A 25,178-nucleotide genomic window follows, 5' to 3' on the forward strand; every position below is an offset into this window, starting at 1 on the left:
CAAAACACTTTAATAATAACTACAATGTAAATTTAGGGTTTGCTTATAATTTTTAATCTAATTACCCCTTACTTATTATCATAATGAGAAGGGGGTAATTATAAATGTTTGATAAGTGTAAAAGTAACTATATAAATAATTTTAAATTAAGAAATATAAAATATTTTAGTATTTGTCTAATTTTTATAATTCAATTTATATTTAAATTAAATTTAAATCCATAAATATTTACATATTGTTTTATCAAAATCATATATTTAATAAAAAATACAATTAAAACATATATAATTTTAAAATTAATTATTTAGTTAATTTATTTAAGTATAATTTAATAATTACTTTATTTAAGGAGTATTAATGCAAAGAAGGGAATTTTTAAAAGGCTCTGCATTTTTAGGTTCATTGGCCTGTATTAATCCAGTTTTGAGTGCTAATGCCTTTACAAACGGGGATAAAAAAAGTGTTTTTTCGGTTTGCGAGATGTGTTCTACTCGCTGTCCTATTGAAATAAGCGTTAAAGACAATAAAGGTGTATTTATTAATGGTAATCCAAAATTTAGCACAAATAAAACTAGCGTATGTGCAAGGGGTGGAGCAGGAATTAATCAATTATATGATAAAAACCGCCTTATTAAGCCTTTAATTCGTGTAGGTAAGCGTGGGGAAAACAAATGGCGTGAAGCTAGTTGGGACGAAGCTTTAAACCTAGTTGCAACAAAGTTAAATGAAATAAAAGAAAAGCACGGAGCTAGTAGCGTAATATTTACAAGCAAAGCCGGAGAATCTCACACTCATATGAGTAATTTTGCCTGTGCTTACGGCAGTCCTAATATATTTTCACATTATTCAAGCTGTCCGATTACTTATAATATGGTTTTAGAGCATACTTATGGCGGCGGCTTATCAAGAGATTTTGCTAATGCAAAATATATTGTAAATTTCGGACATAATTTATTTGAAGGTATAGTAATAAGTGATGCTAAAAAACTAGCTAAATTTGCAGCTGCAAGTGATACAAAACTACTTGTCCTTGAGCCTAGATTTAGCGTAGTTGCTGCTAAGGCTGATGAGTGGCTACCTATTAAGCCAGGAACTGATGTGGCGTTTTTAATGGCATTAATTCATATTTGGCTAAGAGATGAAAAATACGATAAAGAATTTGTAAATGAATATTGCATAGGACTTGATGAACTTAAAGCTAGTGTAAAAGATACAAGCCCTAAATGGCAAGAAAGTATCACTGGAATTAGTGCTGATACCATTGAGCGAATTGCCGATGAAATCTATAAAGCTGCTCCTAAAGTAGTAATTGATTGGGGACATAAAACCACTACTACTTATGCAGAATATCAACGCACAAGAGCTATTGCAATAGCAAACGCTTTAATGGGAAATTACGAGAAAAAAGGTGGCATTCACACTAGCAAAAATACAAATACTTTAAACAAAATCATAGGCGAAGATATTTTCCCTACTCTTGATAATCCTAGCAATGTTTTTAAGGTTCCTAACACTCCTAGAATTGATGGTGCAGGTGAAGATGGAAATAAAAATTATTTTGTATCCAGAAAACACGGAGTTTTAATGGATATTGCCCCTGCAATACTTAGCAAAAAGCCATATCCTATTAAAGCTTGGGTAAATACTAGGTTTAATCACTTAGTAAATGTAGCAAATGTAAATGAGAGTTTAAAGGCTATAAATGAGCTAGATTTTATAGTAAGTATTGATATATATTTAAATGATTTTAGCAATTTAGCTGATGTGGTATTACCAGAAAGCTCATATTTAGAGCGAGATGAGAGCATTTTAAGCGTAGGCAATGGCTATTATATGAGAAATAAAGCCGTAGAAGTTATAGGCGATACAAAAAGTGGTTTTGATATTTTTAGAAAACTAGCAAGTATGATGAAAATTGATGAGCTTTATACTTATACAACAATAGATGAGTATAGAATGCAACAAGCTAAAGGCAATGTAGATTTACTAGCAAATCTTAAAAAAGATGGCATAGTAACTTATAAAGTCCCTAGTCTTTATTTAAGAGAGCCAAAAACCATAAAAGAATTTGCTAAAACTTATCCGCAAATTAAAGATAAAATTGATAGTAATGGCGAACTTAGTTCGCTAATTAACTTTAAGACACCTAGTAAAAAAATAGAGCTTTTCATAGAAAAAGTTGAAAACTTATTCCCAACTCACGGCTGTTTAAATACAACTGATTATGATGTGTTTAAAAATCATGAATTTTGTCTAACAAGTGGCAAAACTCCAATTCATACAAACGCTCATACTCAAAATATCCCAATTTTAAATGAATTAATGAGTGAAAGTCCTGTGTGGATAAATGAAACTAAGGCTAAAGAATTAGGCTTTAAAGATGGCGATTTAGTATATTTAGAAAATGAATTTGGCAAAATCCAAGTAAAACTTATGCTAACTCAAGGCATTCGTCCTGATACATTGTTTATTTATCACGGATTTGGTCGTAACACTCCAGCACTTAAAAACATTCACGAAATAGGTGCAAATGATAGCATAGTGCTAGGTTCAAGAAGTGGTTATGTTTGTAGCACAATGGTTACAAATATAGGCGTAGATATTAAAAGGGCTTAAAGATGAAAAAGTTTGTAATGATTCACGATGAAAATTTATGTATAGGTTGTCAGGCTTGTAGCGTAGCTTGTAAAAACGAAAATCAAATTCCAAGTGGGGTTTTTAGAGTGCAAGTTCATGCGAAAATGAAGGGAGTTTTTCCAAATCTTCAAACAGATTTTACAAGGGCAAGTTGTGTAATGTGCGAAGATAGCCCGTGTGTAAGCGTATGTCCTACGGGAGCTAGTTTTAAACTAGCAAATGGAATAACATTAATTGATGAAAATTTATGCGTATCTTGCAAATACTGCATATTAGCCTGTCCTTATAATGCAAGATTTCTTAATCCTATCACAAAAGCAATTGATAAATGCACTTTTTGTTATCCAAATAGAGTAAGCGATGGTTTAACCCCTGCTTGTGTTAGCGTATGTCCTACTGATGCACTAATTTTTGGGGATATAAATGATAACAATTCAGAAGTTAATAAAGTCTTAGCAAGTAAAAGCGTTGAATATCCTAAAGCTCATTTAGGCACTAAACCAAAACTAGGTTTTATAAAAAATACAAAAGGAGGACGCTATGAATAATATGGCAGGAAGCTTAATGCAATATAATGAGATTTATTGGCCTTGGCCTATTGCACTATATTTGTTTTTAGCAGGGCTTAGTGCTGGGTGTTTAATGGTTTCATTAATAGTAAAATTTAATAGATTTACACATAATACTAATAGTATTTGGGACGCAACGATTAAAGCAGGAGCGTTAATTTCTCCACTTGCTATTAGCTTGGGGCTTTTGCTTTTAATAATTGATTTAGGCAAACCGCTTACATTTTATTTATTGCTAATAAAATACAATTTTACTTCGGTTATGACTTTAGGTGTTTTATTTTTATTAGTTTATACACCTTTAGCATTTTTATACGCATTAATCATTTTTGAGCGTGAAATAGGGCTTTATTTTAGGTTCTTAATTCCTATTACAAATTCCATAAGAAAAATGGCTAATTTTGCAAAGATGATTGAATATGTATTGTTTTTCTTAGCTTTATGTGTTGGTGCTTATACTGGGTTTTTATTAAGTGCGATTTCTAAAATCCCTTTATGGAATACTCCTATTTTACCATTGCTTTTTGTGGTTTCTGCGTTTTCTTGTGGAATAGCTGCAAATATACTTGTGGGAATTTTATTTTTTAAAGCTCATTTAAATAAAGAAAACATAAAGTATTTATTAGTTTTAGATTTAAGAGCAATAATGCTTGAAATTCCTATCTTGCTTTTACTTTTTGTAGGAATGTATTATAGCGGGGGCGAGAGTTTAATATCGCTTAAGGCTATATTTACTCATGAGTTTTATTCAAAATTATTTTGGTTTGGAGTGCTAGGAACAGGGCTTATTTTACCTATTTTAATAGCCCTAACCGCACTTAAAAACCACGCCTATAAACCTGCATTCATAATAATAAACTCTCTTGCTGTGCTAGTTGGAGTAATAATGTTAAGATTTTTTATCGTTTATGCAGGACAAGTTTGCATTAGCTAAAGGTTTTTCCTTTAGCTAATAATAGATTTTGGAATTTATCTAAGATAAATTCCAATAAAATTTTATGAACGTTCAATATACCAAGTATCATTTATTTTTATCAAATCCACGCGATTATCAAAACTTTCACCATTTTTGTATGTTACCAAAACTTTAACTGTAGCTGTGTCTTCAAATAGATATAATAATTTTGTTTTAACTGATTTGATACCACCCGTTTTTTTTATAAATTCTTCTTGTCTACTTTTTGCTTCATCTGCTGATTTATCTATGAAAGTTAAGAATTCTTGTCTTTCATTTTCTTGAATACACTTTGCGAATTGTTTCGCTTGATTTATTTCATTTGTATAAAGCATATCAAAACATTTTTTTGCTACTACTTCGGGAGCATCACCGGCTTTAGGAACATAATTCCCACAAGCTACAAACATTACAGCAACAGCTACAAAACTAAATAATTTTTTCATATTTTCTCCTTTTGATTTGGTTTAAAGCCTAATGCTTTGCATTATGCTTTTTGTAAAATCAGTATAATACCCCCCCCCATTCTTAAGTTTTACTTAATTTATATTTAAATTATGAAAAATTTATTGTTTTTTGTTATGAGTTGTATTTGTTAAAGTTATAAATGCTTTTAGGTTTTGATTAATGAAATTCCTATTTCAAATTCTTTGATATTTTCGATGAATTTCCTATTTGAAATTCTTAGAATTTCAAATAGGAATTAGAATTTAAAAGCTCTTTCTTAAAGTCATATTAAGTGAATAATCTACATTCAAATCACCAAAAAATGTCCTTTCAAACTCGGTCATTAGCCTTAAATTATTCGTGAAATTATAATTAAATGAAGCATTAGTTAGCATTCTTGCGCTTTTTTGCCTTCAATTTGTCTAATTATATTTAAATCTCTTATGGTTTTATCGCCATTTTTAGCTAAATTGTGAGTTGAAATTCCTATTTTAAATCCAGCCTAAAATATAAAAATTATTATCTAATTTTGTAGGCAAGTACTTGCTAAAGACACTTAAAACCTGCTCATCACAACCAGTTTAATAACCTAAATCACAAGCTTTAACATAAAGTTCTTTTGCTTTTTAATTGATAAAAACTATTTTATCACTACCTAACATAATAAATTTCTAATTTTATAGGGTATTTTATGGTGTTTGGTGTCTGTACTAGTATTAACAAATCAAATAAAAATTTATAAAATTTGACTTTTATTTTAGTAAATATTGTAATTTTTTTATAAATTCAAAATTATAAATTTATCAAAATAACGCTTTTTAAAGATTTATGCTTTTATTTATATCTTTAAATGTCAATATATATTAAAAATTACAAATTTTAGACTTTGTTAAGTAAAAAAAAATATAATCTTGTCCGATGAACGAAAGGGGTAGACTTCTGCCCCACTCTAAGTTTCAAACCGTGTTTATTTTCTACTTTATTTTATATATTTAAAAATTGCTTAATATCCACATTTATCATATCTAAAACATCATCAAGAAAGACATTGATTTTATCTGGCATAATTCCTATTGTTGTGTTTTTGATATTTGTTGAAATACGCGGAAATACTTTGTCTGGATTGTTATTATTGATTTTTGTTTTTAACATATTTTCCCAGTGATAACTTCTGTTTCTAATATCAACAAGCAAACTTAAGATTATTTTCATCTTTTGCTGATTAGAAAGTTTTATTTTTTCGCCTTTGATATTTTTATAATAATTTATATTTAAAGAACAATATTTTTTAAAATCAATATTATCTATATTATCAAAAAACACAGAATGATTTAATCCACTTTGTTTTATAAGATAAACAACTTGTCCTAAAGTTAAATTTGATAAATATTGTTCGTGGTTAATACTATCATTGCCATATCTGTGTTGGATTATTTGAACTTGTTTTAAAATCTCATTATCTTGACTATTTATTATCCAATCTTTGGGCTGATACATATCAAATATATTTCTAACGCATATTTCAATTGTTGCTATTTTAGGCGTAATTTTGCTTATGAATATTAAGTTGTCAAAATGTTCGTTTATGTTTTTATAGCAGGATAATCTTTTTGCTGAAATCAAATCTTTTAGGCTTAAATTATTTGCCATAACGCTTCCTTAGTTTTGGCATATTATATCTTAAAACAAGCATTTAAAGTTTTTTATACAAACAAAAACATAAACTAAACTTAAAATATACGAAATTTATATAGATTAAAAAAGGTTCTTGGTTTTGTTTCAAATCAACAAAACCAACAGCATCTAATGAAAAGTTTATGCTATTCAATTATTTTCTTATATTCATCACAAAGGTTTGAATATTACTCCATAATAAGGGTCTAAATCACAAGCTTTTTTAAAGTATTTTTTAGCTTTTGATAGGTCTTTTTTTACAGATACTCCGGATTTATACATAAACCCTAAGTGATAACAACTTTTAACATGAGTTTTATTCAAAATTATTTTGGTTTGGAGTGTTAGGAACAGGGCTTATTTTACCTATTTTAATAGCCCTAACCGCACTTAAAAACCACGCCTATAAACCTGCATTCATAATAATAAACTCTCTTGCTGTGCTAGTTGGCGTAATAATGTTAAGATTTTTTATCGTTTATGCAGGGCAAGTTTGCATTAGCTAAAGGTTTTTCCTTTAGCTAATAATAGATTTTGGAATTTATCTAAGATAAATTCCGATAAATTTTTAAATTAAAATTTTAGTGGACGTTTAAAATACCAAGTATCATTTATTTTTATCAAATCCTCGTAATTATCAGAACTTTCACCATTTTTGAATGTTACCAAAACTTTAACTTCAGCTGTGTCTTCAAATAAAACTGATAATTTTGTTTCTAATGATTTGATACCACCCGTTTTTTCCATAAATTCTTCTTTTTTACTTTTTATGTTATCTGCTAAGTTATCTATATAAGTTAAGAATTCTTGTCTTTTATTTTCTTGAATACACTTTGCGTATTGTTTCATTTGATTTATTTCAAATGTACTATACATATCAAGACATTTTTTTGCTACTACTTCGGGAGCATCACCGGCTTTAGGAACATAATTCCCACAAGCAACTAGCATAAAAGCAAAAACTAAAAAACTTAATAATTTTTTCATATTTTCTCCTTAATTTTTCAAGTTTGAATTAGCTAAAGGTTTTTCCTTTAGCTAATAATAGATTTTGGAATTTATCTAAGATAAATTCCAATAAAATTTTATAAACGTTCAATATACCAAGTATCATTTATTTTTATTAAATCCACGTTTTTATCAAGACTATCACCACTTTTGAATGTTGCCAAAAGTTTAACTCTAGCTCTGTCTTCAAATAAACCTAATAATTTTGTTTCTAATGATTTGGTACCATCCGGTATTTGATTACTTCTTACTTTTCTTTCCATAAATTCTATGAAATTTTTCTTTTCATCTTCTGATTCAAAACGAAAGCAGTTAGCAAATTTTTTCACTTCTCCTTTAGCAAGCTCATCAAAACATTTTTTTGCTACTACTTCGGGAGCTTCACCGGCTTTAGGAGCATCACTCCCACAAGCTACAAACATTACAGCAACAGCCACAAAACTTAATAATTTTTTCATTAATTCTCCTTTTGATTTGGTTTAAAGCCTAATGCTTTGCATTATGCTTTTTGTAAAATCAGTATAATACCCCCCCCCAATCTTAAGTTTTACTTAATTTGTATTGTTTAATATGATTAAAAATTTTATTGCATTACAAATCCTAAAAATTAAATTAAAATATATTTTAAATTTTACTGGAATTTATTTTTGTATTTTTTAAAGAGTGCGTGTTAATATAATTTTATTAATTTAGTTTGGAATTTATTTTCGCAAATAAATTCCAATAAGTCTTAAGCTAAAATTATTTTTTCATAATATACCAAGTATTATTTACTTTTATCAAATCCACATTATCATCAAAACTTTTACCATTTTTGAATGTTGCTAAAACTTTAACTGTAGCTGTGTCTTCAAATAAAACTGATAATTTTGTTTCTAATGATTTGATACCACCCATTTTTTCATTACTTTTTGCTTTTTCGCCCGTAAATTCTATGAATTTTTTCTTTTCATCTTCTGATTCAAAACGAAAGCAGTTAGCAAATTTTTTCACTTCTCCTTTAGCAAACTCATCAAGACATTTTTTTGCTACTACTTCGGGAGCTTCACCAGCTTTAGGAGCATCACTTCCGCAAGCAACAAACATAGTAGCAACAGCTACAAAACTTAATAATTTTTTCATTTATTCTCCTTTTGATTTAGTTTAAAGCCTAATGCTTTGCATTATGCTTTTTGTAAAATCAGTATAATACCCCCCCCCAATCTTAATATTTACTTAAAATTTAAATTTGATTGAATATTGTTTTCAAGTAGCTATGGATTTTTAAATAATTTTAATATTTTAGCACCCAAAATAGGGTGCTATTAAATTTATTTCGTATTAAATATGAATTCATCTTTAAAATCCACATAAATTTCAGATTTTAAACTACCTTGTAAAATAAGCTCACTAAGTCTTGAATCAATTTCTTGATATATAGTTCTTTTTAAGGCTCTAGCACCATATTCATCACTATAACCTAGATTTAAAATTTCTAATCTTGCATTCTCACTAATACTAAAGCTAATTCCAAGTTCAGCTAATTTATTGCTAGTATTTTTAAGCAAAATATCAACAATTTGTAAGCATAAATCTTTATTTAAAGCATTAAATCCTACTATTTCATCAAGTCTATTTACAAATTCAGGTTTAAAGTATTTTAATAATTCTTTATTTATTAATTCATTTCTTTCTTTTTCATTTTTAATATCTACAAACTTAGCTGCTCCAATATTACTTGTAAATATTATTAAAGTGTTTTTAAAATCAACCCTAAAGCCTTTGTTATCACTCAAAGCTCCTTCATCTAACATATTTAAAAATATATTAAAAATATCAGGATGAGCCTTTTCTATCTCATCAAAAAGTAGCACCGAATAAGGTCTATTTTTAACAGCTTCTGTTAATTGTCCGCCTTCATCACTTCCTACATAACCAACCGCAGAGCCTATTAAATTGCTTACTCTATAACTTTCAGCGTATTCATTCATATCAAAACGAATTAAAGCCTTTTCATCATCAAAAAGCTCTTTTGCAATTGCTTTTGCTAATTCAGTTTTACCAACTCCTGTAGGCCCTAAGAATAAAAAGCTTCCTATAGGACGATTGCTATCACTAAGCCCTGCTTTATTTGCCCTTACTGCACGAGCTAGAGCTTTTATAGCTTTATCTTGTCCTACCACACGAGTTTGTAAATTATTTTCAAGATTTAAGTATTTTTCACTCTCATTGCTTAGTAATTTACTAACCTTTATTCCTGTCATTTTTGCCAAAATTAAAGCGACTTGCTCATCATCAACTTCGTTTTTAAGTAAAGTTCCGCTTTGTTTTAACTCTTGCCAATTTGCCTTAGCATTCTCAAGCTCGTTTTTAACTTGTGGGATTTTCCCATATTCAATCTCTCCTGCTTTTTGATAATCTCCTTTATTTTTTGCAATATTTGCTTCATTTTGCAAATTATTAATCTCGTTCATTTTCTTTGAAATTTCGGCAAATACTCTTTGCTCGTTTTCAAATTTCATTCTTAATTTTCTTTCTTCTTCGCTAAATTCACTTAATTCATTTTCAATTTCTTTTAATCTTTTTTTATTTTTTTCTTCGCCTTCCATTAATAAAGCTTCTTTTTCAACTCTTAATCTAACGATATTATTTTTTACATTTCTTAAAGCACTTGGCTCACTTTCAATTTGCATTTTAAGTTCAGCCGCAGCTTCATCTATTAAATCTATTGCTTTATCAGGTAAAAATCTTCCTTGAATATAACGATTACTAAGCTTAACAGCAGCTACTAAAGCTTTATCATTAATACTTACATTATGATGAGCACTTAATCTTTCTTTAAGACCCCTAAGCATTGCTATTGCATCATTTACGCTTGGTTCATTCACAATTATGCTTTGAAATCTTCTTTGCATTGCAGCATCTTTTTCAAAATATTTTTTATATTCTTTTAAAGTGGTTGCACCAATGGTTTTAAACTCGCCCCTACTTAAAGCAGGTTTAAGTATATTAGCAGCATCCATACTTCCTTCGCTTGCACCTGCACCTAATATTGTATGAATTTCATCAATGAAAATTATAATATTAGGATTTGCTTTTACACTTTCAATTATATTTTTAAGTCTTTCTTCAAATTCTCCGCGGTATTTTGCTCCTGCAACAAGTGCTGCTAAATCAAGACTTAATATTTGTTTATTAGCTAAAGAGCTTGGCACTTGTTTATTAGCAATTGCTTGAGCTAGGGCTTCTACTATAGCTGTTTTACCAACTCCTGGCTCACCTAATAAAATAGGATTATTTTTGCTTTTTCTAATTAAGATTTGCATAAGCCTTTCTAATTCATTATCTCTTCCTGTAATTGGGTCAAGTTTGCCTGATTTTGCTAATTCAACTAGATTTGTGGTGTATTTTTCTAATTCTTTATTACTTATATCATCTTGCTCTTTTTCGCTAATTTTTCTATCACCTCTTAAAGCATTTAAATCGCTTTTTAATACAAGTAAATCTAAATAATCTTTTAATAACTCACAAATTCCACCCTTATCACACTCACTAATTATCCACATATCAGTGCTTAAGTAGCTATCACCTTTACTTAAAGCAAATCCAATAGCCTTTTCAAGTGAAGTTAAAAGTGCATTACTAGGTTTTACATTATTAGCATTTACTCCATCGCTTTTTACTAAATTATCAGCCTTACTTTTTAGCATTAATGAAATTGCAGTTTTATCTATTGATAATTTATTAAATACTTGATTAAGAATAGAACTTGAATCATTAGCAATAGCCCATAAAATATGAAATGGTTCTATATTTGGATTTTTATTAAATACACATAAGCTGACTGCTTGACTTAAAGTTTCATTAAATTGATTTGTTAATTTATCTTGAATATTCATATTATCTCCTTTAATTGATATGGTTCGCATTATATTACTTTAGTCTATTATTGTCAAGTATAAAATTAAATTTATCACTTAAATATCTTAAGTGCTAAAATATAAATGCAAAAATGTTTAAAATTCTTACATAATATTAAAAAAAAACAGCTAGAATTAGCGTTTATCTTAATCTTATTGGAGCTATCGTGAAATTTAATAAAAAATTATTTTTATGTGTTGCATTAGGACTATCATTGTTCGCAAAAACCGATGAAGAAGCTGAAAGACAGGCGTTTTCTAAATTGATTCAGACTTTTAGAATGATTGAAGCAAATTATGTTGATGAAATTACTATACAACAGCTTGTGGATAAATCTTTAGAAGGATTATTGAGTAATCTTGACGCACATTCAGCATTTTTAAATGAGAAGAATTTCAAATCTTTACAAGAAAGCACAAACGGAGAATTTGGCGGTCTTGGAATGACTTTATCAATTAAAGATAATGCAATAACCGTTATTGCACCTATTGAAGGAACACCTGCTGATAAAATTGGTATAAAATCAGGCGATGTTATTTTAAAAATTGAAAATGAAAGCACAATAGGAATGAATCTTGATGACGCAGTTTCTAAAATGCGTGGCAAACCAAATACTAAGATTAATATTACAATATATAGAAAAGGCGAGAAAAAGCCACTAGATTTTACGATAACAAGAGATATTATAAAAGTTGAAAGCGTTTATACTAAAAAAATAGAAAATACAGACTTTTTATACATTAGAATTACAAGTTTTGATAGAAATGTTGTAAGTAAAGTAAAAGACGCATTAGCTATTAATAAGGATATTAAAGGGATAGTAATTGATTTAAGAAACAATCCAGGTGGTTTATTAAACCAAGCTACAGATTTATTGAATTTATTTATTGATAAAGGTATTTTAGTATCTCAAAAAGGAAGAAATGAAGAGAGTAAAGAAGATACTGTAGCTATTAAGAGTTTTGCAACTCATACTAAGCTTCCTATAAGCATTATTGTAAATGGTGGAAGTGCAAGTGCAAGCGAAATTGTAAGTGGAGCTATGCAAGATAGAAAAAGAGCGATTATTGTTGGGGAAAAAACATTTGGCAAAGGTAGTGTTCAAATGGTAAGAGAGATAGGAAATAATGAAGGTGTAAAATTAACAATAGCAAAATATTATCTACCAAGCGGAAGAACTATTCAAGCAGTAGGAGTTACCCCTGATATTATTGTTTATCCTGGCAAGGTAAATACTGAAGATAATGGTTTTAATATTAAAGAAAGTGATTTGAAAAAACATTTAGAAAATGAATTAGAAAAAATTGACGATAAAAAAGATGATAAAAAAGATGATAAAAATTTAATTACAGAAGAAAATATTAATAATGATGCACAATTAAAATCAGCCATAGATGCCTTAAGGATATTGGTTATTAAAGGAAATTAATGAAAAAAATATTATTGTTAATATTTAGTATCATTATGTTTGCAGCTCCTACAAAGGAGCTTAGTGTTATGGATGCGCAAGTTTATACAAATTTGACACAGAATGATGAAGCTAATTTTGATAGTAATGTTAAAGAAGAATTTAATGATAATATTGAATTAGTTATAGATACTAAATTTTCTAAAAAAAATGTTAAAGTAAATGAGATTTTTTATGTTGATGTTGTTATAAATAGTAATTATGAAATAAATTTTACACCTGAAATAAGTTTTAATAACAGTGTTGATATGCAAATATTAAATAAAAAATTTGATTTTATTAGCGAAAAAGGCGTATATAAAACAAGAATTTATATGCAGGCAAATACGGCAAATGCTAAACTTAGTGGAATGAGTGCTAGTTTGTTTAGAAATACTCAATTAGTTGGTAAAAGTAGTGTTTTGTTTGAACCAATTATTATAGAAACTTTACCATTTAATAAAGATTATTCAAATTTGGTTGCTAGTAATTTAGAAATTTCAGCATTAAAATGTACAATGTATGATGATGAAAATACTATTTGTGGTATGAATGCTAAGGCTAATAACACAAATTTTAATAATTTTTTATTTAAAAATGTTAAATCTCAAAGTATTACTAATATTGGAAAAAGCTATGAAGATGCTACTTGTTCAATAGCATTAATTTTTGATAATCATATAAAAAATTTTTCTTTTTCATATTATGACCCATTGGAAAATAAATTTATAGATAATAAATTTGAAGTTAAATTAGAAATAGATGAGGTTAGTACACAAACTGAATTAAATCCAATAAATAAGGAATTTAATTTTTATTTACAAATTATCAGTTTGTTGATAGCTATTATTTTATTAGTAATAGTATTGGTGTTTAAGCGCTTTTTTTCTTTGGTTGCTGTTGCTTTATTGCTGGCTGCTTTTAGTTTTTTAGGAGATACTAGTATTAAAAGTTCTACATTAAAAGATGGTGCTAATATTAGAATTTTACCGACTGATAATTCTACTATTTTTTATAAAAATAATGGCAAAAAAGAGGTTAAAATTTTAAATGAACAAAAAGGATTTGTGAAAATAGCACTTGATGAAAATACAAGTGGTTGGGTAAAAAATGAAGATATTGAATAAAATCTTAAGTATTTTTCTAGCAATAATCATAGCAATCAGCATTGCTTTTGTAATTGTTTTAATGTTTATTTTCCCTAAAAAAAATTGGGTTATTAGAAAAACTTGGGCAAAATTTATCCGTAAATTGTGCTGTTATAAAATAGAAATAAAAGGCGATTTTAATCCTAATGCAAGAATGATTATCCTAAATCATCGCTCAATGCTAGATATTATCGCACTTGAAGATATATATCCATACGATTTAGCTTGGATTGCAAAAAAACAGATTGAAGAATTATTTTTCTTTGGAAATATCATAAAATTACCTAAAATGATTTCAATAGATAGAGAAAACGCAAGAGATTTTGTAAGAGTTATAAATGAAGCAAACGATAGATTAAATAATAATAGAAACATATCTATGTTTCCTGAAGGAACTAGAAGTGATGGCTATGAGTTATTAAGATTTAAAAAAGGCGCTTCAATGCTAGCTACTAAATTAGATGTTTTAGTTCAACCTGTTGTAATTATTGGTTCAAAAGAGATTTTAGATAGTAAAAGAATAACAATTCACTTAGGTAAAAAACTTACAATAATACCTTTACAACCACTAAAAGCTAATGAATTAGACAATGCAAAAGACTTAATGCAAGAAGCAATTAATGAATATTTCAAGGCTAATGAGTGAATATTTTTATGGTTGCTTTAGGTGGAGCCATTGGTGCTGTTTTAAGATATATTTTAAGCACTTTTATAAATCGTAATTTTGATTTTAAATTCTTTATAGCTGGGACATTAATCGTTAATTTAATAGGCTGTTTTTTGATAGGATTATTTTATGCACTAGCTAAAAATTACGAGAGTTTAAACGAGATAAGATTATTAATAGTAGTAGGATTTTTAGGTGCTTTTACTACTTTTTCATCAATTACTTATGAGAGCATAACATTATTAAAATCATTAGGCTTCGTTGCCTTTAGTGCAAATATTATTTTAAATGTAGTATTTGGACTAATAGCAACTTATATTGCTTTAAATTTTTTTAAATAGGAGAAAATATGGAATTTAAAACCGAAGTAAATCAATTACTTAATTTAATGATTCATTCACTTTACTCAAATAAAGAAATATTTTTAAGAGAGCTTATATCAAACTCAAGCGACGCTATAGATAAGCTAAATTTCTTAAGCCTTAGCGATGAAGCTTATAAAGGAATTAGCTTTAATCCTAGTATTAAAATTAGCATTAATAAAGACGCTAAATTATTAATCATAGAAGATAACGGCATAGGTATGGACGAAGCTGATTTAAATAATAATTTAGGCACAATTGCTTCAAGTGGAACTAAGAAATTCTTAGAAAATTTAAGCGAAGATGCTAAGAAAAATAGCGATTTGATAGGTCAATTTGGTGTTGGATTTTATTCAGCATTTATGGTTGCAAATAAAATTGAAGTTTATACTAAAAAAGCCTTAAGCAATGATTCGTTTTTATGGAGTTCTGATACAAATGGTTATGAAATCACTAAAACAAATAAAGATAGTTTTGGCACAAAAATAGTTCTACATTTAAAAGATGATGAGTTTTTAAACACTCACACTATTGAAAACCTAGTTAGCAAGTATTCAAATCATATTTCTTATCCAATTTTCTTAGAAAAAGAAATAAGTGTTGGCGAAGGAGAAAACGCTAAAACTGAATTAAAATTCGAGCAAATCAATAAAGCAAAAGCTTTATGGAGAGAAAACAAAACAAGCCTTAAAAAAGAAGATTATTTAAAATTCTATGAAGGTATAAGTTATGATAGCAAAGAGCCGATTTTATATGTTCATACTAAAAGTGAGGGCGGTTCTTTAGAATATTCAAGCTTATTTTTTATCCCTGCAAATGCTCCACACGATTTATATAGAGTAGATTATGAAAAAGGTATAAAACTTTATGTAAAAAGAGTATTAATTAGCGAAAAAGAAGAGATTTTACCAAGTTACTTAAGATTTGTTAAAGGTGTGCTTGATGTTGAGGATTTACCTTTAAATGTAAGCCGTGAGATACTACAAGAAAATGTAATTTTAAGAAAAATCAAAGAAATCAGCACTAAAAAGATTTTAGGTGAATTAGAAAAATTACAAAAAAATGATGCTAATAAATATGATGAGTTTTATAAATTATTTGGTGCTGTATTAAAAGAAGCATTGTTTGACCCAAGTGCGAACAAAGATGAGATTTTAGCATTATGCAAATTTGATAATAGTCAAAACGATAGTCAAATCACACTTGATGAATATTGTGCTAATTTAGGCGAAAATAAAACTATTTATTATCTAATCGGTGAAAATAAAGAATTATTAAAACACTCACCTTTACTTGAAAGCTACAAAAAAAATGGCATAAATGTATTGCTTTTAAGCGACAAGATTGACCCAATTGTAATTCCTATGGTTCATAAATATAAAGATTTTGATTTAAAAGCTATAAACGAAGTTGATGAAATCAAAAAAGATGAATTAAACGATGAGCAAAAAGGCTTTTGTGAAAAACTAAGCAAAATATTAGAAAATGATGTAAAAGAAGTAGTTTTATCTAATTCTTTAGAAAGCTCATTATCAAGCTTAGTTTATGATACTAAAGACCAAGAATATATGATGGCTAAAATGATGGCTCAATTTAGCGGAGAAAAAATGAATGCTAAAGGCGTTTTACAATTAAATGCAAAACACGAATTAGTAGCAAAACTAATAAACGAAAATAACGAAGATAGCCTTAAAAATCTAGCATTTATAGCTTATGGCACCGCAGCACTTGCTCAAGGCTTAGAATTTGCTAAAGTTAGTGAGTTTAACGAAGCTGTTATAAATCTAGCTAAAAAAGCGTTTTAATGCAAGAAAACAAAGCCTATTTAAGCGAACAAATAATTACTTATTTAGGCAATAAACGCTCATTATTAGGCTTTATTGAAAAAGGCGTAAAATATGCAAAAACCGAGCTTAAAAAAGATAAATTAAGCTCGGTTGATTTGTTTAGTGGCAGTGGCATTGTCGCAAGATTTTTAAAACAACACTCAAGCTATTTAATAGCAAATGATTTAGAAAGTTATAGCAAAGCAATCAACGAATGCTATTTATCAAATATTGATAATAATTTTTATAAAGAGCTTGAAATAGAGCATAAAAAACTAAAAGAGCAAATCATTAATAATTTTAATGAAAACGGCTTTATAAGAGAGCTTTACTCTCCTAAAGATGAGCTAAATATCACTCAAAATGATAGAGCTTTTTATACAAATTATAATGCTAGTTATATTGATACGGTAAGATTATTACTAGAAAATCACAAATATAAAAAATACTTTTTAGCACCACTTTTATATGAAGCTAGTGTAAAAGTAAATACAAGTGGTGTTTTTAAAGGCTTTTACAAGAATAAAAACGGCATAGGAGAATGGGGCGGAAGTGGCAAAAATGCTCTTAGTAGAATTATTGCTAATATTGAATTAGCAATGCCTATTTTTTCAAACCATAATGTGCCTTTTAATGTGTTTTGGCAAGATGCAAATGTTTTAGCAAATGAGCTTGATTGTGATTTATGCTATATTGACCCGCCTTATAATCAGCATCCTTATGGCTCAAATTATTTTATGCTAAATCTAATTACAAATTATATTAAACCACAAGATATTTCTAAGGTTTCAGGTATTACAAAGGATTGGAATAAAAGCGTTTATAATTCTAAAAAAACAGCTAGCGAAAGCTTTTTTGAGCTAATAAACAATCTAAAAGCAAAAATAATTTTAATCTCATATAACAACGAAGGCATAATAAGTGAAGATGAATTTAAAAACACTCTTTTAAAATTTGGTAGCTTAAATATATTAGAGCAAAAATATAATACCTTTAGAGCAAGTAGAAATCTAAATAATCGTAAAATCCATGTAAAAGAGATTTTATATATCCTTAAAAAATACTAATTAAAGAGGTGATAATTATGAAAAAAAGATATTCTTTTTTAAAAAATGCAAGCTATGCTATAGCAGGTATTAAAAGAGCATTTAAAGAAAGTGCATTTAAGTTAGAATTATTTTGTGCTTTACCATTTTTATTATTTGCTATTTTATATGATTTTGACATATATGATAAAATTTTATTAATATTTAGTATAGTGTTGGTTTTCATATCAGAATGTTTTAATACTGCTATTGAATGTGTTGTTGATTTAGTTACTAAAAAATACGAGTTATTAGCAAAAGAGGCTAAAGATTTAGCGTCTGCTGGAGTATTTTTAACTATTTGTATGGCTATTTTTGTATGGATTATGATTTTATACAAGGAATTTTTATGAAAGTTAGTGAAATTTATAATTATTTAAATGAGTTAAGCCCATTTGAAATTCAGGAGAGTTGGGATAATAGTGGAATATTATTAGAAAATAATGGTTTTTGTGAAAGAATATATTTAAGCTTAGATTTAGATTATCAGCAAGTTAAACAATTTAAAAATAATTCTTTAATAATAACTCATCATCCATTGATTTTTAAGGGTTTAAAGAATATAAAAAATGATTATGTAGGTAATATTTTAAAGGAATTAATAATAAAAAATTGTGCATTGATATCAATGCATACAAATTATGATTTGAGTCACTTAAATAAATATTTTGTTGAAAAAATTTTAGAAAAAGAGATAATAAAAAATGATAATTTTTTATTGTATTTTAAAAATGATTTTTCTAATATATATGAGTTGTGTGATTATTTAAAATCTAAGTTAAATTTAAAAAATATTACTATTAGTTTAGCTAAAAATATGAAAAATTCTGAATTAATTGGTGTTTGTACTGGTTCTGGCATATCACTAGCATCAAATTTAAATAGTAATATTTTTCTTACTGGTGATATTAAATATCATGATGCATTAATGCTTAGTGAAAATGATATTAGTGTAATAGATATAAGGCATTATGAGAGTGAAATATGTTTTGCTAATTCTTTATATGATAATTTGCAAAAATTACCAATAGATATTATAATGTGCCATTCAAAGAACCCATTTTTAGATTATTAAGGACACATATAATGAACAAACATTTATCCCAATTAATTGAATTGTCAAAATTAGATAAAGAAATTGATAGTTTTTTACCACAAATTGAAAGTGTAAAGAGAGAATCAATTTTATTAGAAGAACAAATTAAACATTTAGAGCATAAAAATAATAAATTAGAAAATGTAATAAGTGAAATAAATGAGTCTAAAGTAAGGGTGGATAATCATATTGCACAATTTTCTAACAAAATTAATGACATAGCTAAAAAAGTTAACTTAGTAAAGTCTAATAAAGAGATAGAGGCTTTAAAATTAGAGGAAGAAATAGCAAGGGAACAATTATATACTGCTAATCTTGAAATAGAAAGATTAGATAAATTATTATCTTCTAAAAATGAAGAAATTCAAGAAAATAATAAACAAATTTCAATATTAAAAGATAATTTATTAATAGCTATAAACAATCAAAAATCATCCCTTGATGCTATTGAGGAAAAAAGAAAAAATATTTATGTTAAAAAAGATTCTTTGGCTAGTGAAATAGATAGCAAAGTTTTTAGTTTTTATGAAAAAATTAGAAAATGGGCTAAAAATACATCTGTAGTTCCTGTAAAAAAACAAGCTTGTTATGGTTGTTTTATGCAATTAAATAGTAAAACTTATAGCCTAGTTTTAAAAGGAGATGATATTATTAATTGCCCACACTGTGGAAGGATTTTATATATTGAAGAATAAAAAATAGTGAAAAATGTACTTTTTATATATAGTTGTTAGTATTTTTTTATATATATTAGGTTTAATAATATTAATACCATTAAGTTTTAAAAAAAAATATAATCAACTTTATAAAAAGTTTTTTCCTTTTGAAAGACATAATTTAGCTGATATACATTTTCATCTAGCAAGTTATGGGGAAGTTAAATCGTTAACTCCGTTGATTAATTATTATAAAAGTAAAAATAAAAATATACTTATAACGGTTGCTTCAAAGACTGGCTATAATGAGGCTAAAAAAATAGTTGATAATACATTTTTTTTACCATTAGAGCCGATACTTTTTTTTTGGTTAAAACCAGCTAAAACTTTAATTGTTTTTGAGGCAGAATTTTGGTTAAATTTATTAAAAATTTATAAAAATCATAATAAACAAACAATTTTATTAAATGCTAGAATTAAAAAAAATAGTTTTAAAAAATATTACAAATTTAGATTTTTTTATAATGAAATTTTTAAAAATTTTGATTTTATAATAGCACAAAGCTATCAAGATTATAAAAGATTACAGATGCTTGGTGGAGAAAATATTGAAGTTTTTACAAACATTAAGTTACTAACAAATTTTACACCTAATAAAAAATTGCAAAAAAATAAAGAAATAGTTTTAATAGCAAGTACTCATAAAGGTGAGGAAGAAATAATTTTATCAAAAATAGATTTTAAATTTTTAGAAAATAAGACATTGATATTAGCACCACGACATCCAGAAAGATTTATAGAAGTTGAGAATTTATTAAAGAATAAAGGTATTAAATATTTTAAATTTAGCGATAGTGAAAATGCGTATTTAGATTCTAATGTGTTTTTGTTAGATACTTTGGGTGAGCTTATAAATTTTTATGCCATAAGTGATTATGTTATTTTAGGTGGTTCGTATGTGCCTATTGGAGGGCATAATTTTGTAGAACCAGCATTTTTTGGGTGTAAAATTATTGCTGGTAAGTTTATTTATTCGCAACTTGCTGTATTAGATTGCATCGAAAATGTTGTGATTAGTGATGATATTAATTTTGATAATGTAAAACCAGCTAAAATAAAGTCAAAATATAGTTTTGAAACATTAGTAAGTATATTAGATAGGATTTTAAATGAAACAAGAAAAAGCATATAAACTATTAGCATTGCAAGAAAAAATTTCAAATAGTGCTGCAAAAGAATTAATTGATTTAGGACTTGTTTTGCACGGAGGTAAAAGATTAGAAATAGCTAGAGGACTCATGCCTGTTAATACTATTTTTAAAATTACAAAGCCAAAAACAGATATAATTTTTGAAGATGAAAATTTATTAGCGATAAATAAACCAATAGGTGTTAGTGTTGAATTTATAAAAACACAGCATATTCTTCTTAATAGACTAGATAAGGATACAAGTGGGATTGTGCTCTATGCAAAAAATGATGAATTCTTAAAAGCTGCTAAAAATGAGTATAAAAATGAAAAAGTAGGAAAAATTTATTTAGCTATTGTAAATAAAATTATCAGTGAACCTATTGTTATTGATGAGCCGATATTGACTATAAAAGGTAAGAGTGCATTTAGTAAAATTTCTTATAGTGAAAATGCAAAAAGAGCATATACTAGCATTGAACCATTAAAAATTGAAGGTAAAAAAACTTTATTAAAGGTTCAAATTTCTACCGGTAGAACTCATCAAATAAGAGTGCATTTAAATAGCATAGGAGCTGGAATTTTAGGCGATGTAAAATATAGCAAAATCGTAAGCTCAAGGCTAATGCTTCATTGTGTTAGGACAAAAATATTTGATTATGATATAAAAACTCCTATGCCTAATGATTTTCATAGAGATTTTGATATGAGCGGATTAAATTTAGATTTTATTTTTTAAAATTTATATATTTTATTTGTTGCATTTGCTTATGTGATTTAGTTTTTTATTTTGGATAATTTTAATACCATTCTTTGTTAATATTAGCACGATTTTTTTTAAAACAAAGGATTTGTATTATGAAAAAACCTGTCATTATAGGAGTAGGTGGTCCTGTTGGAGCTGGTAAAACTCTTTTAATAGAAAGATTAGTAAGAGTTATGAGTAAAGATTATGAAATAGGCGTTGTAACAAATGATATTTATACAAAAGAAGATGCCTTGTTTTTAGCGAAAAACAGTGTTTTACCACCAGAAAGAATTATAGGTGTAGAAACTGGTGGGTGTCCGCACACTGCGATTAGAGAAGATGCTTCAATGAATGAAGCTGCATTAAATGAATTACAAAAGAAATTTAATTTAGATTTACTTTTTTTAGAAAGTGGTGGGGATAATTTAGCTGCTACTTTTAGTCCTGATTTAGTTAATTTTAGTATTTATGTAATTGATGTGGCACAAGGTGAAAAAATCCCACGCAAAGCAGGTGCTGGAATGATTAAATCAGATTTATTTATAATTAATAAAACCGATTTAGCTCCCTATGTTGGTGCAAATCTTGATATTATGAAAAGCGATACTTTACATTTTAGAAAAAATAAAGACTTTTTCTTTACAAATCTTAAAAAAGATGAAGGTTTGTCTGATGTTATTAATTGGATTGAGAAAAATTGTCTTCTTAAAGGCTTAGAGTGAATACTTTAAAAATCACTCTTTATGATAATAAACTTAAAAACAATTTTCAACTTGGGATGACTAGATTACTAGAAGTTCCTTGTTATGATGATATGTTTTTTGCATATCTTATTACACTAGGTGGTGGTCTTGTTGATAAAGATATGTATGAATTAGATTTTGAGTTATTAAATTCAAAAGCTTATTTGAGTTCACAATCAAATCAAAAAATATATAAAGGTAAACAAAAATTAAATACTAAAATTACATTAAATAATTCTAGTTTAATATTTCATAATGATGCTAATATATTTTATGAAGATGCAAATTTTAACAGCACATCTACTATTTATTTTGATAGTTTATCTAAATTTATTTATATAGATGGTGGTTTTATAGGATATTCAAAAGCTAAATTTAAAGCTAATTTAAGATTAAAACTATTTATCAATTATAAATTAATTTTTAACGATAATTTTATTTATGAAAATATAAATAGTTTGCTTTCTAATTTAAATTATGAATATTTTTATAATTTAATACTTAATGAAAATATTGATATTAAAGAAATTTTTAATGAAAATATAATAATTACTCATAGTAATATTAATAATATTTTAATAGTTAGAATATTATCTAATAGTAACGACTTAGCAATGTCTTACATAAATGATATAAAACAAGAATTTTTATTAAAACAATCTTAAGGAGAAATTATGACATTAACAAAAAAAGAGCAAGAAAAACTCTTATTAAGCTATGCAGCAGTAGTTGCTAGAAAGCGTTTAGACAATGGTCTTAAGTTAAATTGCCCTGAAGCAATTGCTATTATAAGTGATTATGTAATGGAAGGTGCAAGAGCAGGTAAGAGCGTAAGCGACCTTATGAACGAAGGTAAAAATGTTTTACGCAAAGACCAAGTTATGGAAGGTGTTGCTGATATAGTAAATGAAGTTCAAATTGAAGCTACTTTCAAAGATGGAACCAAATTAGTAACTATCCATAATCCAATTAACTAAGGAGGAATTATGAAATTAGGTGAAATAATTTATGCACAAGGTGATATAGTTTGCAACGAAGGTCGTGAAAGTATAGAAATTGAAGTTGTAAATACAGGAGATAGACCAGTTCAAGTAGGTTCTCATTATCATTTTTATGAAACAAATAAACTTTTAGAATTTGATAGAGAAAAAGCTCGTGGAAAGCGTTTAGATATTATTAGTGGAACTGCAGTTCGTTTTGAACCAGGTATGAAAAAAAGTGTTAAGTTAATTGATTTAGCAGGTAGTCGTGAAGTTTGGGGACAAAATTGCAAAATCAATGGTAAATTAGATAAATAAGGAGCAATAATGTTTAAAATAACTAGAGCAGAATACGCATCTCATTTTGGACCAACTACTGGTGATAGTATAAGATTAGCTGATACAAATCTTTTTGCTAGAGTTGAAAAAGACTATACAAAATATGGCGAAGAGTGCAAATTCGGTGGTGGAAAAACTCTTCGTGATGGTATGGGTCAAAACTCAAGATTTTTAGATAAAGATGTAGTTGATTTAGTAATTACAAATGCACTTATAATTGATTATACAGGTATTTATAAAGCAGATATAGGTATTAAAAATGGGAAAATCCACGCAATTGGTAAAGGTGGAAACCCTGATATTACTGATGATATTGACTTTGTAACTGGAGTTGGCACTGAAGCACTTGCAGGAGAAGGTCTTATAGTTACAGCAGGTGGGATTGATACTCATATACATTTTATAAATCCTGAACAAGTTGATGAAGCTTTAAGCAATGGTATTACTACTTTATTTGGTGGTGGAACAGGTCCAAACGATGGTTCTAAGGCTACAACTTGCACCCCTGGTATATTTAATATAAAAAGAATGCTTCAAGGCACTGATGATTTACCTATTAATATAGGTCTTTATGCTAAAGGTCATGGTTCTAATGTAGAAGTGAATTTAGAACAACTTCGTGCAGGTGCAGCAGGACTTAAAATTCACGAAGACTGGGGAACTACAAAAAGTGCTATTGATAACGCATTAAAAGCTGCAGAGATTGCTGATGTATCAGTAGGTATTCACACAGATACATTAAATGAATATGGTTGTGTAGAAGATACAAAAGCAGCAATTAATGGTAGAACTATTCATACATTCCATACAGAAGGTGCTGGTGGCGGTCATGCTCCTGATATTATTAAATTAGCAGGCGAGCCAAATATTTTACCAGCTTCAACAAACCCAACAATGCCATTTACGGTTAATACTATTGAAGAGCATTTAGATATGTTAATGGTTTGCCATCACTTAAGTAAAAATGTTAAAGAAGATGTTGCTTTTGCTGATAGTAGAATTAGAAAAGAAACAATCGGTGCTGAAGATGTATTACACGATATGGGTGTAATCTCAATTATGAGTAGTGATTCTCAAGCTATGGGAAGAATTGGTGAAGTTGTAAGTAGAACTTGGCAAACAGCTCATAAGATGAAAATCCAGCGTGGAGCATTAGGTAATGATAGTGAATATTCTGATAATGAGCGTATTAAAAGATATATTGCAAAATATACAATAAATCCAGCAATAGCAGCAGGAATTTCTACTTATGTAGGTAGTGTTGAAGTTGGTAAAATCGCTGATTTAGTATTATGGGATCCAAAATCATTTGGAACTAAACCTAAATTAATAATTAAAGGTGGATTTTGCTTACATTCAGTAATGGGAGATAGCAACGCATCAATTCCAACTCCACAACCAGTAATGCATAGAAAAATGTTTGGTGCTTTAGGTGTTGCATTACACGAAACTTGCTATAGTTTTATGTGCAAAATGGCAGTAGATGCAAATGTTGCTAAAGAATACGGAATTAAAAAACAAGTATTACCAATACAAGGTGCAGCTAGTGCTAAAAAATCTGATATGAAATTAAACAATGCAACTCCAAAAATTGAAGTTGACCCACAAACTTATGTAGTAACGGTTGATGGAGAAGTTGCATATAGCGAACCAGCTACAGAATTACCACTAACTCAAAGATATTATTTATTTTAGGAGAAAA

Annotated in this window: 26 protein-coding genes and 1 pseudogene; 20 read left to right on the plus strand and 7 right to left on the minus strand. The window is 27.7% G+C overall.

Features of this window, described 5'->3' with window-relative positions; all coding sequences use genetic code 11:
* Nucleotides 1-357 precede the first annotated feature (357 nt).
* Genes phsA through nrfD (NY022_RS04140) form a run of 3 tightly spaced genes read left to right on the plus strand, consistent with a single transcriptional unit; the run spans nt 358 to nt 4,140 of the window.
* On the plus strand, nt 358-2,616 hold the full coding sequence (gene phsA, locus NY022_RS04130) for a thiosulfate reductase PhsA (RefSeq protein WP_267523765.1): 2,259 nt from the start codon (nt 358-360) through the stop codon (nt 2,614-2,616).
* A gap of 2 nt (nt 2,617-2,618) precedes the next feature.
* The gene (locus NY022_RS04135; protein ID WP_267523767.1) at nt 2,619-3,185 is read left to right on the plus strand and encodes a 4Fe-4S dicluster domain-containing protein; all 567 of its coding nucleotides are present in this window, start codon (nt 2,619-2,621) and stop codon (nt 3,183-3,185) included.
* Complete coding sequence (nrfD, locus tag NY022_RS04140) at nt 3,178-4,140, plus strand: NrfD/PsrC family molybdoenzyme membrane anchor subunit (protein ID WP_267523769.1); 963 nt, start codon at nt 3,178-3,180, stop codon at nt 4,138-4,140. The genes NY022_RS04135 and nrfD (NY022_RS04140) overlap by 8 nt, the downstream gene beginning before the upstream one ends.
* A 62-nt stretch (nt 4,141-4,202) precedes the next feature.
* On the opposite strand, the gene NY022_RS04145 is transcribed toward nrfD (NY022_RS04140), so the two are convergent.
* The 3 genes from NY022_RS04145 to NY022_RS04155 form a co-directional block, all read right to left on the minus strand.
* Entirely contained in the window at nt 4,203-4,607 is a 405-nt protein-coding gene (locus tag NY022_RS04145) for a DUF4878 domain-containing protein (RefSeq protein WP_267523771.1), read from the minus strand.
* A gap of 985 nt (nt 4,608-5,592) precedes the next feature.
* Complete coding sequence (locus NY022_RS04150; RefSeq protein ID WP_267523773.1) at nt 5,593-6,258, minus strand: hypothetical protein; 666 nt, start codon at nt 6,256-6,258, stop codon at nt 5,593-5,595.
* Between the two features lie 195 nt (nt 6,259-6,453).
* Nucleotides 6,454-6,606, minus strand: coding sequence for an SEL1-like repeat protein (locus tag NY022_RS04155; protein ID WP_267523775.1), 153 nt, complete (start codon nt 6,604-6,606; stop codon nt 6,454-6,456).
* A gap of 2 nt (nt 6,607-6,608) precedes the next feature.
* Between NY022_RS04155 and nrfD (NY022_RS04160) the strand changes: the two are divergent.
* Nucleotides 6,609-6,788 (plus strand): annotated as a pseudogene (gene nrfD, locus NY022_RS04160) (NrfD/PsrC family molybdoenzyme membrane anchor subunit); the annotation flags it as partial.
* Between the two features lie 67 nt (nt 6,789-6,855).
* Here the strand turns inward: nrfD (NY022_RS04160) and NY022_RS04165 are convergent.
* The 4 genes from NY022_RS04165 to NY022_RS04180 form a co-directional block, all read right to left on the minus strand.
* Nucleotides 6,856-7,269, minus strand: a complete 414-nt coding sequence (locus tag NY022_RS04165) for a DUF4878 domain-containing protein (RefSeq protein WP_267523777.1) — start codon at nt 7,267-7,269, stop codon at nt 6,856-6,858.
* Between the two features lie 98 nt (nt 7,270-7,367).
* Nucleotides 7,368-7,748: a DUF4878 domain-containing protein gene (locus tag NY022_RS04170; RefSeq protein WP_267523778.1), complete on the minus strand. Its 381-nt coding sequence runs from the start codon at nt 7,746-7,748 to the stop codon at nt 7,368-7,370.
* A gap of 283 nt (nt 7,749-8,031) precedes the next feature.
* A complete protein-coding gene (locus tag NY022_RS04175) occupies nt 8,032-8,412 on the minus strand; it encodes a DUF4878 domain-containing protein (protein WP_267523780.1) in 381 nt (126 codons plus the stop codon).
* A 188-nt stretch (nt 8,413-8,600) separates the two neighbouring features.
* A complete protein-coding gene (locus tag NY022_RS04180; RefSeq protein WP_267523782.1) occupies nt 8,601-11,168 on the minus strand; it encodes an ATP-dependent Clp protease ATP-binding subunit in 2,568 nt (855 codons plus the stop codon).
* Nucleotides 11,169-11,323: 155 nt separating this feature from the next.
* Between NY022_RS04180 and NY022_RS04185 the strand changes: the two genes are divergently transcribed.
* The 16 genes from NY022_RS04185 (at nt 11,324) to ureC (ending at nt 25,171) form a co-directional block, all read left to right on the plus strand.
* Nucleotides 11,324-12,619: a S41 family peptidase gene (locus NY022_RS04185; RefSeq protein WP_420707984.1), complete on the plus strand. Its 1,296-nt coding sequence runs from the start codon at nt 11,324-11,326 to the stop codon at nt 12,617-12,619.
* The gene (locus tag NY022_RS04190) at nt 12,619-13,764 is read left to right on the plus strand and encodes an SH3 domain-containing protein (RefSeq protein ID WP_267523786.1); all 1,146 of its coding nucleotides are present in this window, start codon (nt 12,619-12,621) and stop codon (nt 13,762-13,764) included. Before NY022_RS04185 ends, NY022_RS04190 begins: the two co-directional genes overlap by 1 nt.
* The gene (locus tag NY022_RS04195; protein ID WP_214117326.1) at nt 13,748-14,431 is read left to right on the plus strand and encodes a lysophospholipid acyltransferase family protein; all 684 of its coding nucleotides are present in this window, start codon (nt 13,748-13,750) and stop codon (nt 14,429-14,431) included. Before NY022_RS04190 ends, NY022_RS04195 begins: the two co-directional genes overlap by 17 nt.
* On the plus strand, nt 14,428-14,793 hold the full coding sequence (gene crcB, locus NY022_RS04200) for a fluoride efflux transporter CrcB (RefSeq protein ID WP_214117327.1): 366 nt from the start codon (nt 14,428-14,430) through the stop codon (nt 14,791-14,793). The genes NY022_RS04195 and crcB overlap by 4 nt, the downstream gene beginning before the upstream one ends.
* 8 nt (nt 14,794-14,801) lie before the next feature.
* The gene (gene htpG / locus NY022_RS04205) at nt 14,802-16,619 is read left to right on the plus strand and encodes a molecular chaperone HtpG (RefSeq protein ID WP_267523791.1); all 1,818 of its coding nucleotides are present in this window, start codon (nt 14,802-14,804) and stop codon (nt 16,617-16,619) included.
* Nucleotides 16,619-17,707, plus strand: a complete 1,089-nt coding sequence (locus tag NY022_RS04210) for a DNA adenine methylase (protein ID WP_267523793.1) — start codon at nt 16,619-16,621, stop codon at nt 17,705-17,707. Before htpG ends, NY022_RS04210 begins: the two co-directional genes overlap by 1 nt.
* A gap of 17 nt (nt 17,708-17,724) precedes the next feature.
* Nucleotides 17,725-18,078: a diacylglycerol kinase gene (locus NY022_RS04215; RefSeq protein ID WP_267523794.1), complete on the plus strand. Its 354-nt coding sequence runs from the start codon at nt 17,725-17,727 to the stop codon at nt 18,076-18,078.
* Nucleotides 18,075-18,800, plus strand: a complete 726-nt coding sequence (locus tag NY022_RS04220) for a Nif3-like dinuclear metal center hexameric protein (RefSeq protein WP_267523796.1) — start codon at nt 18,075-18,077, stop codon at nt 18,798-18,800. Before NY022_RS04215 ends, NY022_RS04220 begins: the two co-directional genes overlap by 4 nt.
* Before the next feature lie 11 nt (nt 18,801-18,811).
* On the plus strand, nt 18,812-19,516 hold the full coding sequence (locus NY022_RS04225; RefSeq protein WP_267523797.1) for a zinc ribbon domain-containing protein: 705 nt from the start codon (nt 18,812-18,814) through the stop codon (nt 19,514-19,516).
* Nucleotides 19,517-19,529: 13 nt separating this feature from the next.
* Nucleotides 19,530-20,669, plus strand: coding sequence for a glycosyltransferase N-terminal domain-containing protein (locus NY022_RS04230; RefSeq protein ID WP_267523799.1), 1,140 nt, complete (start codon nt 19,530-19,532; stop codon nt 20,667-20,669).
* Nucleotides 20,647-21,405, plus strand: a complete 759-nt coding sequence (locus NY022_RS04235; protein WP_267523801.1) for an RluA family pseudouridine synthase — start codon at nt 20,647-20,649, stop codon at nt 21,403-21,405. The genes NY022_RS04230 and NY022_RS04235 overlap by 23 nt, the downstream gene beginning before the upstream one ends.
* A 119-nt stretch (nt 21,406-21,524) precedes the next feature.
* A complete protein-coding gene (gene ureG / locus NY022_RS04240; protein WP_214118767.1) occupies nt 21,525-22,136 on the plus strand; it encodes an urease accessory protein UreG in 612 nt (203 codons plus the stop codon).
* Nucleotides 22,133-22,822, plus strand: a complete 690-nt coding sequence (locus tag NY022_RS04245; RefSeq protein ID WP_267523804.1) for an urease accessory protein UreD — start codon at nt 22,133-22,135, stop codon at nt 22,820-22,822. The genes ureG and NY022_RS04245 overlap by 4 nt, the downstream gene beginning before the upstream one ends.
* A 9-nt stretch (nt 22,823-22,831) precedes the next feature.
* Entirely contained in the window at nt 22,832-23,134 is a 303-nt protein-coding gene (locus NY022_RS04250; RefSeq protein ID WP_214118762.1) for an urease subunit gamma, read from the plus strand.
* A 9-nt stretch (nt 23,135-23,143) separates the two neighbouring features.
* Nucleotides 23,144-23,455, plus strand: a complete 312-nt coding sequence (gene ureB, locus NY022_RS04255; RefSeq protein ID WP_214118760.1) for an urease subunit beta — start codon at nt 23,144-23,146, stop codon at nt 23,453-23,455.
* A 9-nt stretch (nt 23,456-23,464) separates the two neighbouring features.
* Nucleotides 23,465-25,171 (plus strand): urease subunit alpha, encoded by a 1,707-nt coding sequence (gene ureC, locus NY022_RS04260; protein ID WP_214118758.1) that lies wholly within the window; start codon nt 23,465-23,467, stop codon nt 25,169-25,171.
* Nucleotides 25,172-25,178: the final 7 nt, after the last annotated feature.

Origin of the sequence: Campylobacter sp. MG1, assembly GCF_026616895.1 — a bacterium.
Lineage (GTDB): Bacteria > Campylobacterota > Campylobacteria > Campylobacterales > Campylobacteraceae > Campylobacter_E.

What these genes read in the sequence shown, in the direction of transcription:
- NY022_RS04180 (WP_267523782.1), bottom strand. Translation starts at nt 11,168, where the DNA reads ATGAATATTCAAGATAAATTAACAAATCAATTTAATGAAACTTTAAGT.
- phsA (WP_267523765.1), top strand. Translation starts at nt 358, where the DNA reads ATGCAAAGAAGGGAATTTTTAAAAGGCTCTGCATTTTTAGGTTCATTG.
- NY022_RS04210 (WP_267523793.1), top strand. Translation starts at nt 16,619, where the DNA reads ATGCAAGAAAACAAAGCCTATTTAAGCGAACAAATAATTACTTATTTA.
- nrfD (WP_267523769.1), top strand. Translation starts at nt 3,178, where the DNA reads ATGAATAATATGGCAGGAAGCTTAATGCAATATAATGAGATTTATTGG.
- NY022_RS04235 (WP_267523801.1), top strand. Translation starts at nt 20,647, where the DNA reads ATGAAACAAGAAAAAGCATATAAACTATTAGCATTGCAAGAAAAAATT.
- NY022_RS04150 (WP_267523773.1), bottom strand. Translation starts at nt 6,258, where the DNA reads ATGGCAAATAATTTAAGCCTAAAAGATTTGATTTCAGCAAAAAGATTA.
- ureG (WP_214118767.1), top strand. Translation starts at nt 21,525, where the DNA reads ATGAAAAAACCTGTCATTATAGGAGTAGGTGGTCCTGTTGGAGCTGGT.
- NY022_RS04165 (WP_267523777.1), bottom strand. Translation starts at nt 7,269, where the DNA reads ATGAAAAAATTATTAAGTTTTTTAGTTTTTGCTTTTATGCTAGTTGCT.
- NY022_RS04250 (WP_214118762.1), top strand. Translation starts at nt 22,832, where the DNA reads ATGACATTAACAAAAAAAGAGCAAGAAAAACTCTTATTAAGCTATGCA.
- NY022_RS04215 (WP_267523794.1), top strand. Translation starts at nt 17,725, where the DNA reads ATGAAAAAAAGATATTCTTTTTTAAAAAATGCAAGCTATGCTATAGCA.
- ureB (WP_214118760.1), top strand. Translation starts at nt 23,144, where the DNA reads ATGAAATTAGGTGAAATAATTTATGCACAAGGTGATATAGTTTGCAAC.
- ureC (WP_214118758.1), top strand. Translation starts at nt 23,465, where the DNA reads ATGTTTAAAATAACTAGAGCAGAATACGCATCTCATTTTGGACCAACT.
- NY022_RS04195 (WP_214117326.1), top strand. Translation starts at nt 13,748, where the DNA reads ATGAAGATATTGAATAAAATCTTAAGTATTTTTCTAGCAATAATCATA.
- NY022_RS04230 (WP_267523799.1), top strand. Translation starts at nt 19,530, where the DNA reads ATGTACTTTTTATATATAGTTGTTAGTATTTTTTTATATATATTAGGT.
- NY022_RS04135 (WP_267523767.1), top strand. Translation starts at nt 2,619, where the DNA reads ATGAAAAAGTTTGTAATGATTCACGATGAAAATTTATGTATAGGTTGT.
- NY022_RS04145 (WP_267523771.1), bottom strand. Translation starts at nt 4,607, where the DNA reads ATGAAAAAATTATTTAGTTTTGTAGCTGTTGCTGTAATGTTTGTAGCT.
- htpG (WP_267523791.1), top strand. Translation starts at nt 14,802, where the DNA reads ATGGAATTTAAAACCGAAGTAAATCAATTACTTAATTTAATGATTCAT.
- NY022_RS04170 (WP_267523778.1), bottom strand. Translation starts at nt 7,748, where the DNA reads ATGAAAAAATTATTAAGTTTTGTGGCTGTTGCTGTAATGTTTGTAGCT.
- NY022_RS04190 (WP_267523786.1), top strand. Translation starts at nt 12,619, where the DNA reads ATGAAAAAAATATTATTGTTAATATTTAGTATCATTATGTTTGCAGCT.
- NY022_RS04220 (WP_267523796.1), top strand. Translation starts at nt 18,075, where the DNA reads ATGAAAGTTAGTGAAATTTATAATTATTTAAATGAGTTAAGCCCATTT.
- NY022_RS04225 (WP_267523797.1), top strand. Translation starts at nt 18,812, where the DNA reads ATGAACAAACATTTATCCCAATTAATTGAATTGTCAAAATTAGATAAA.
- NY022_RS04175 (WP_267523780.1), bottom strand. Translation starts at nt 8,412, where the DNA reads ATGAAAAAATTATTAAGTTTTGTAGCTGTTGCTACTATGTTTGTTGCT.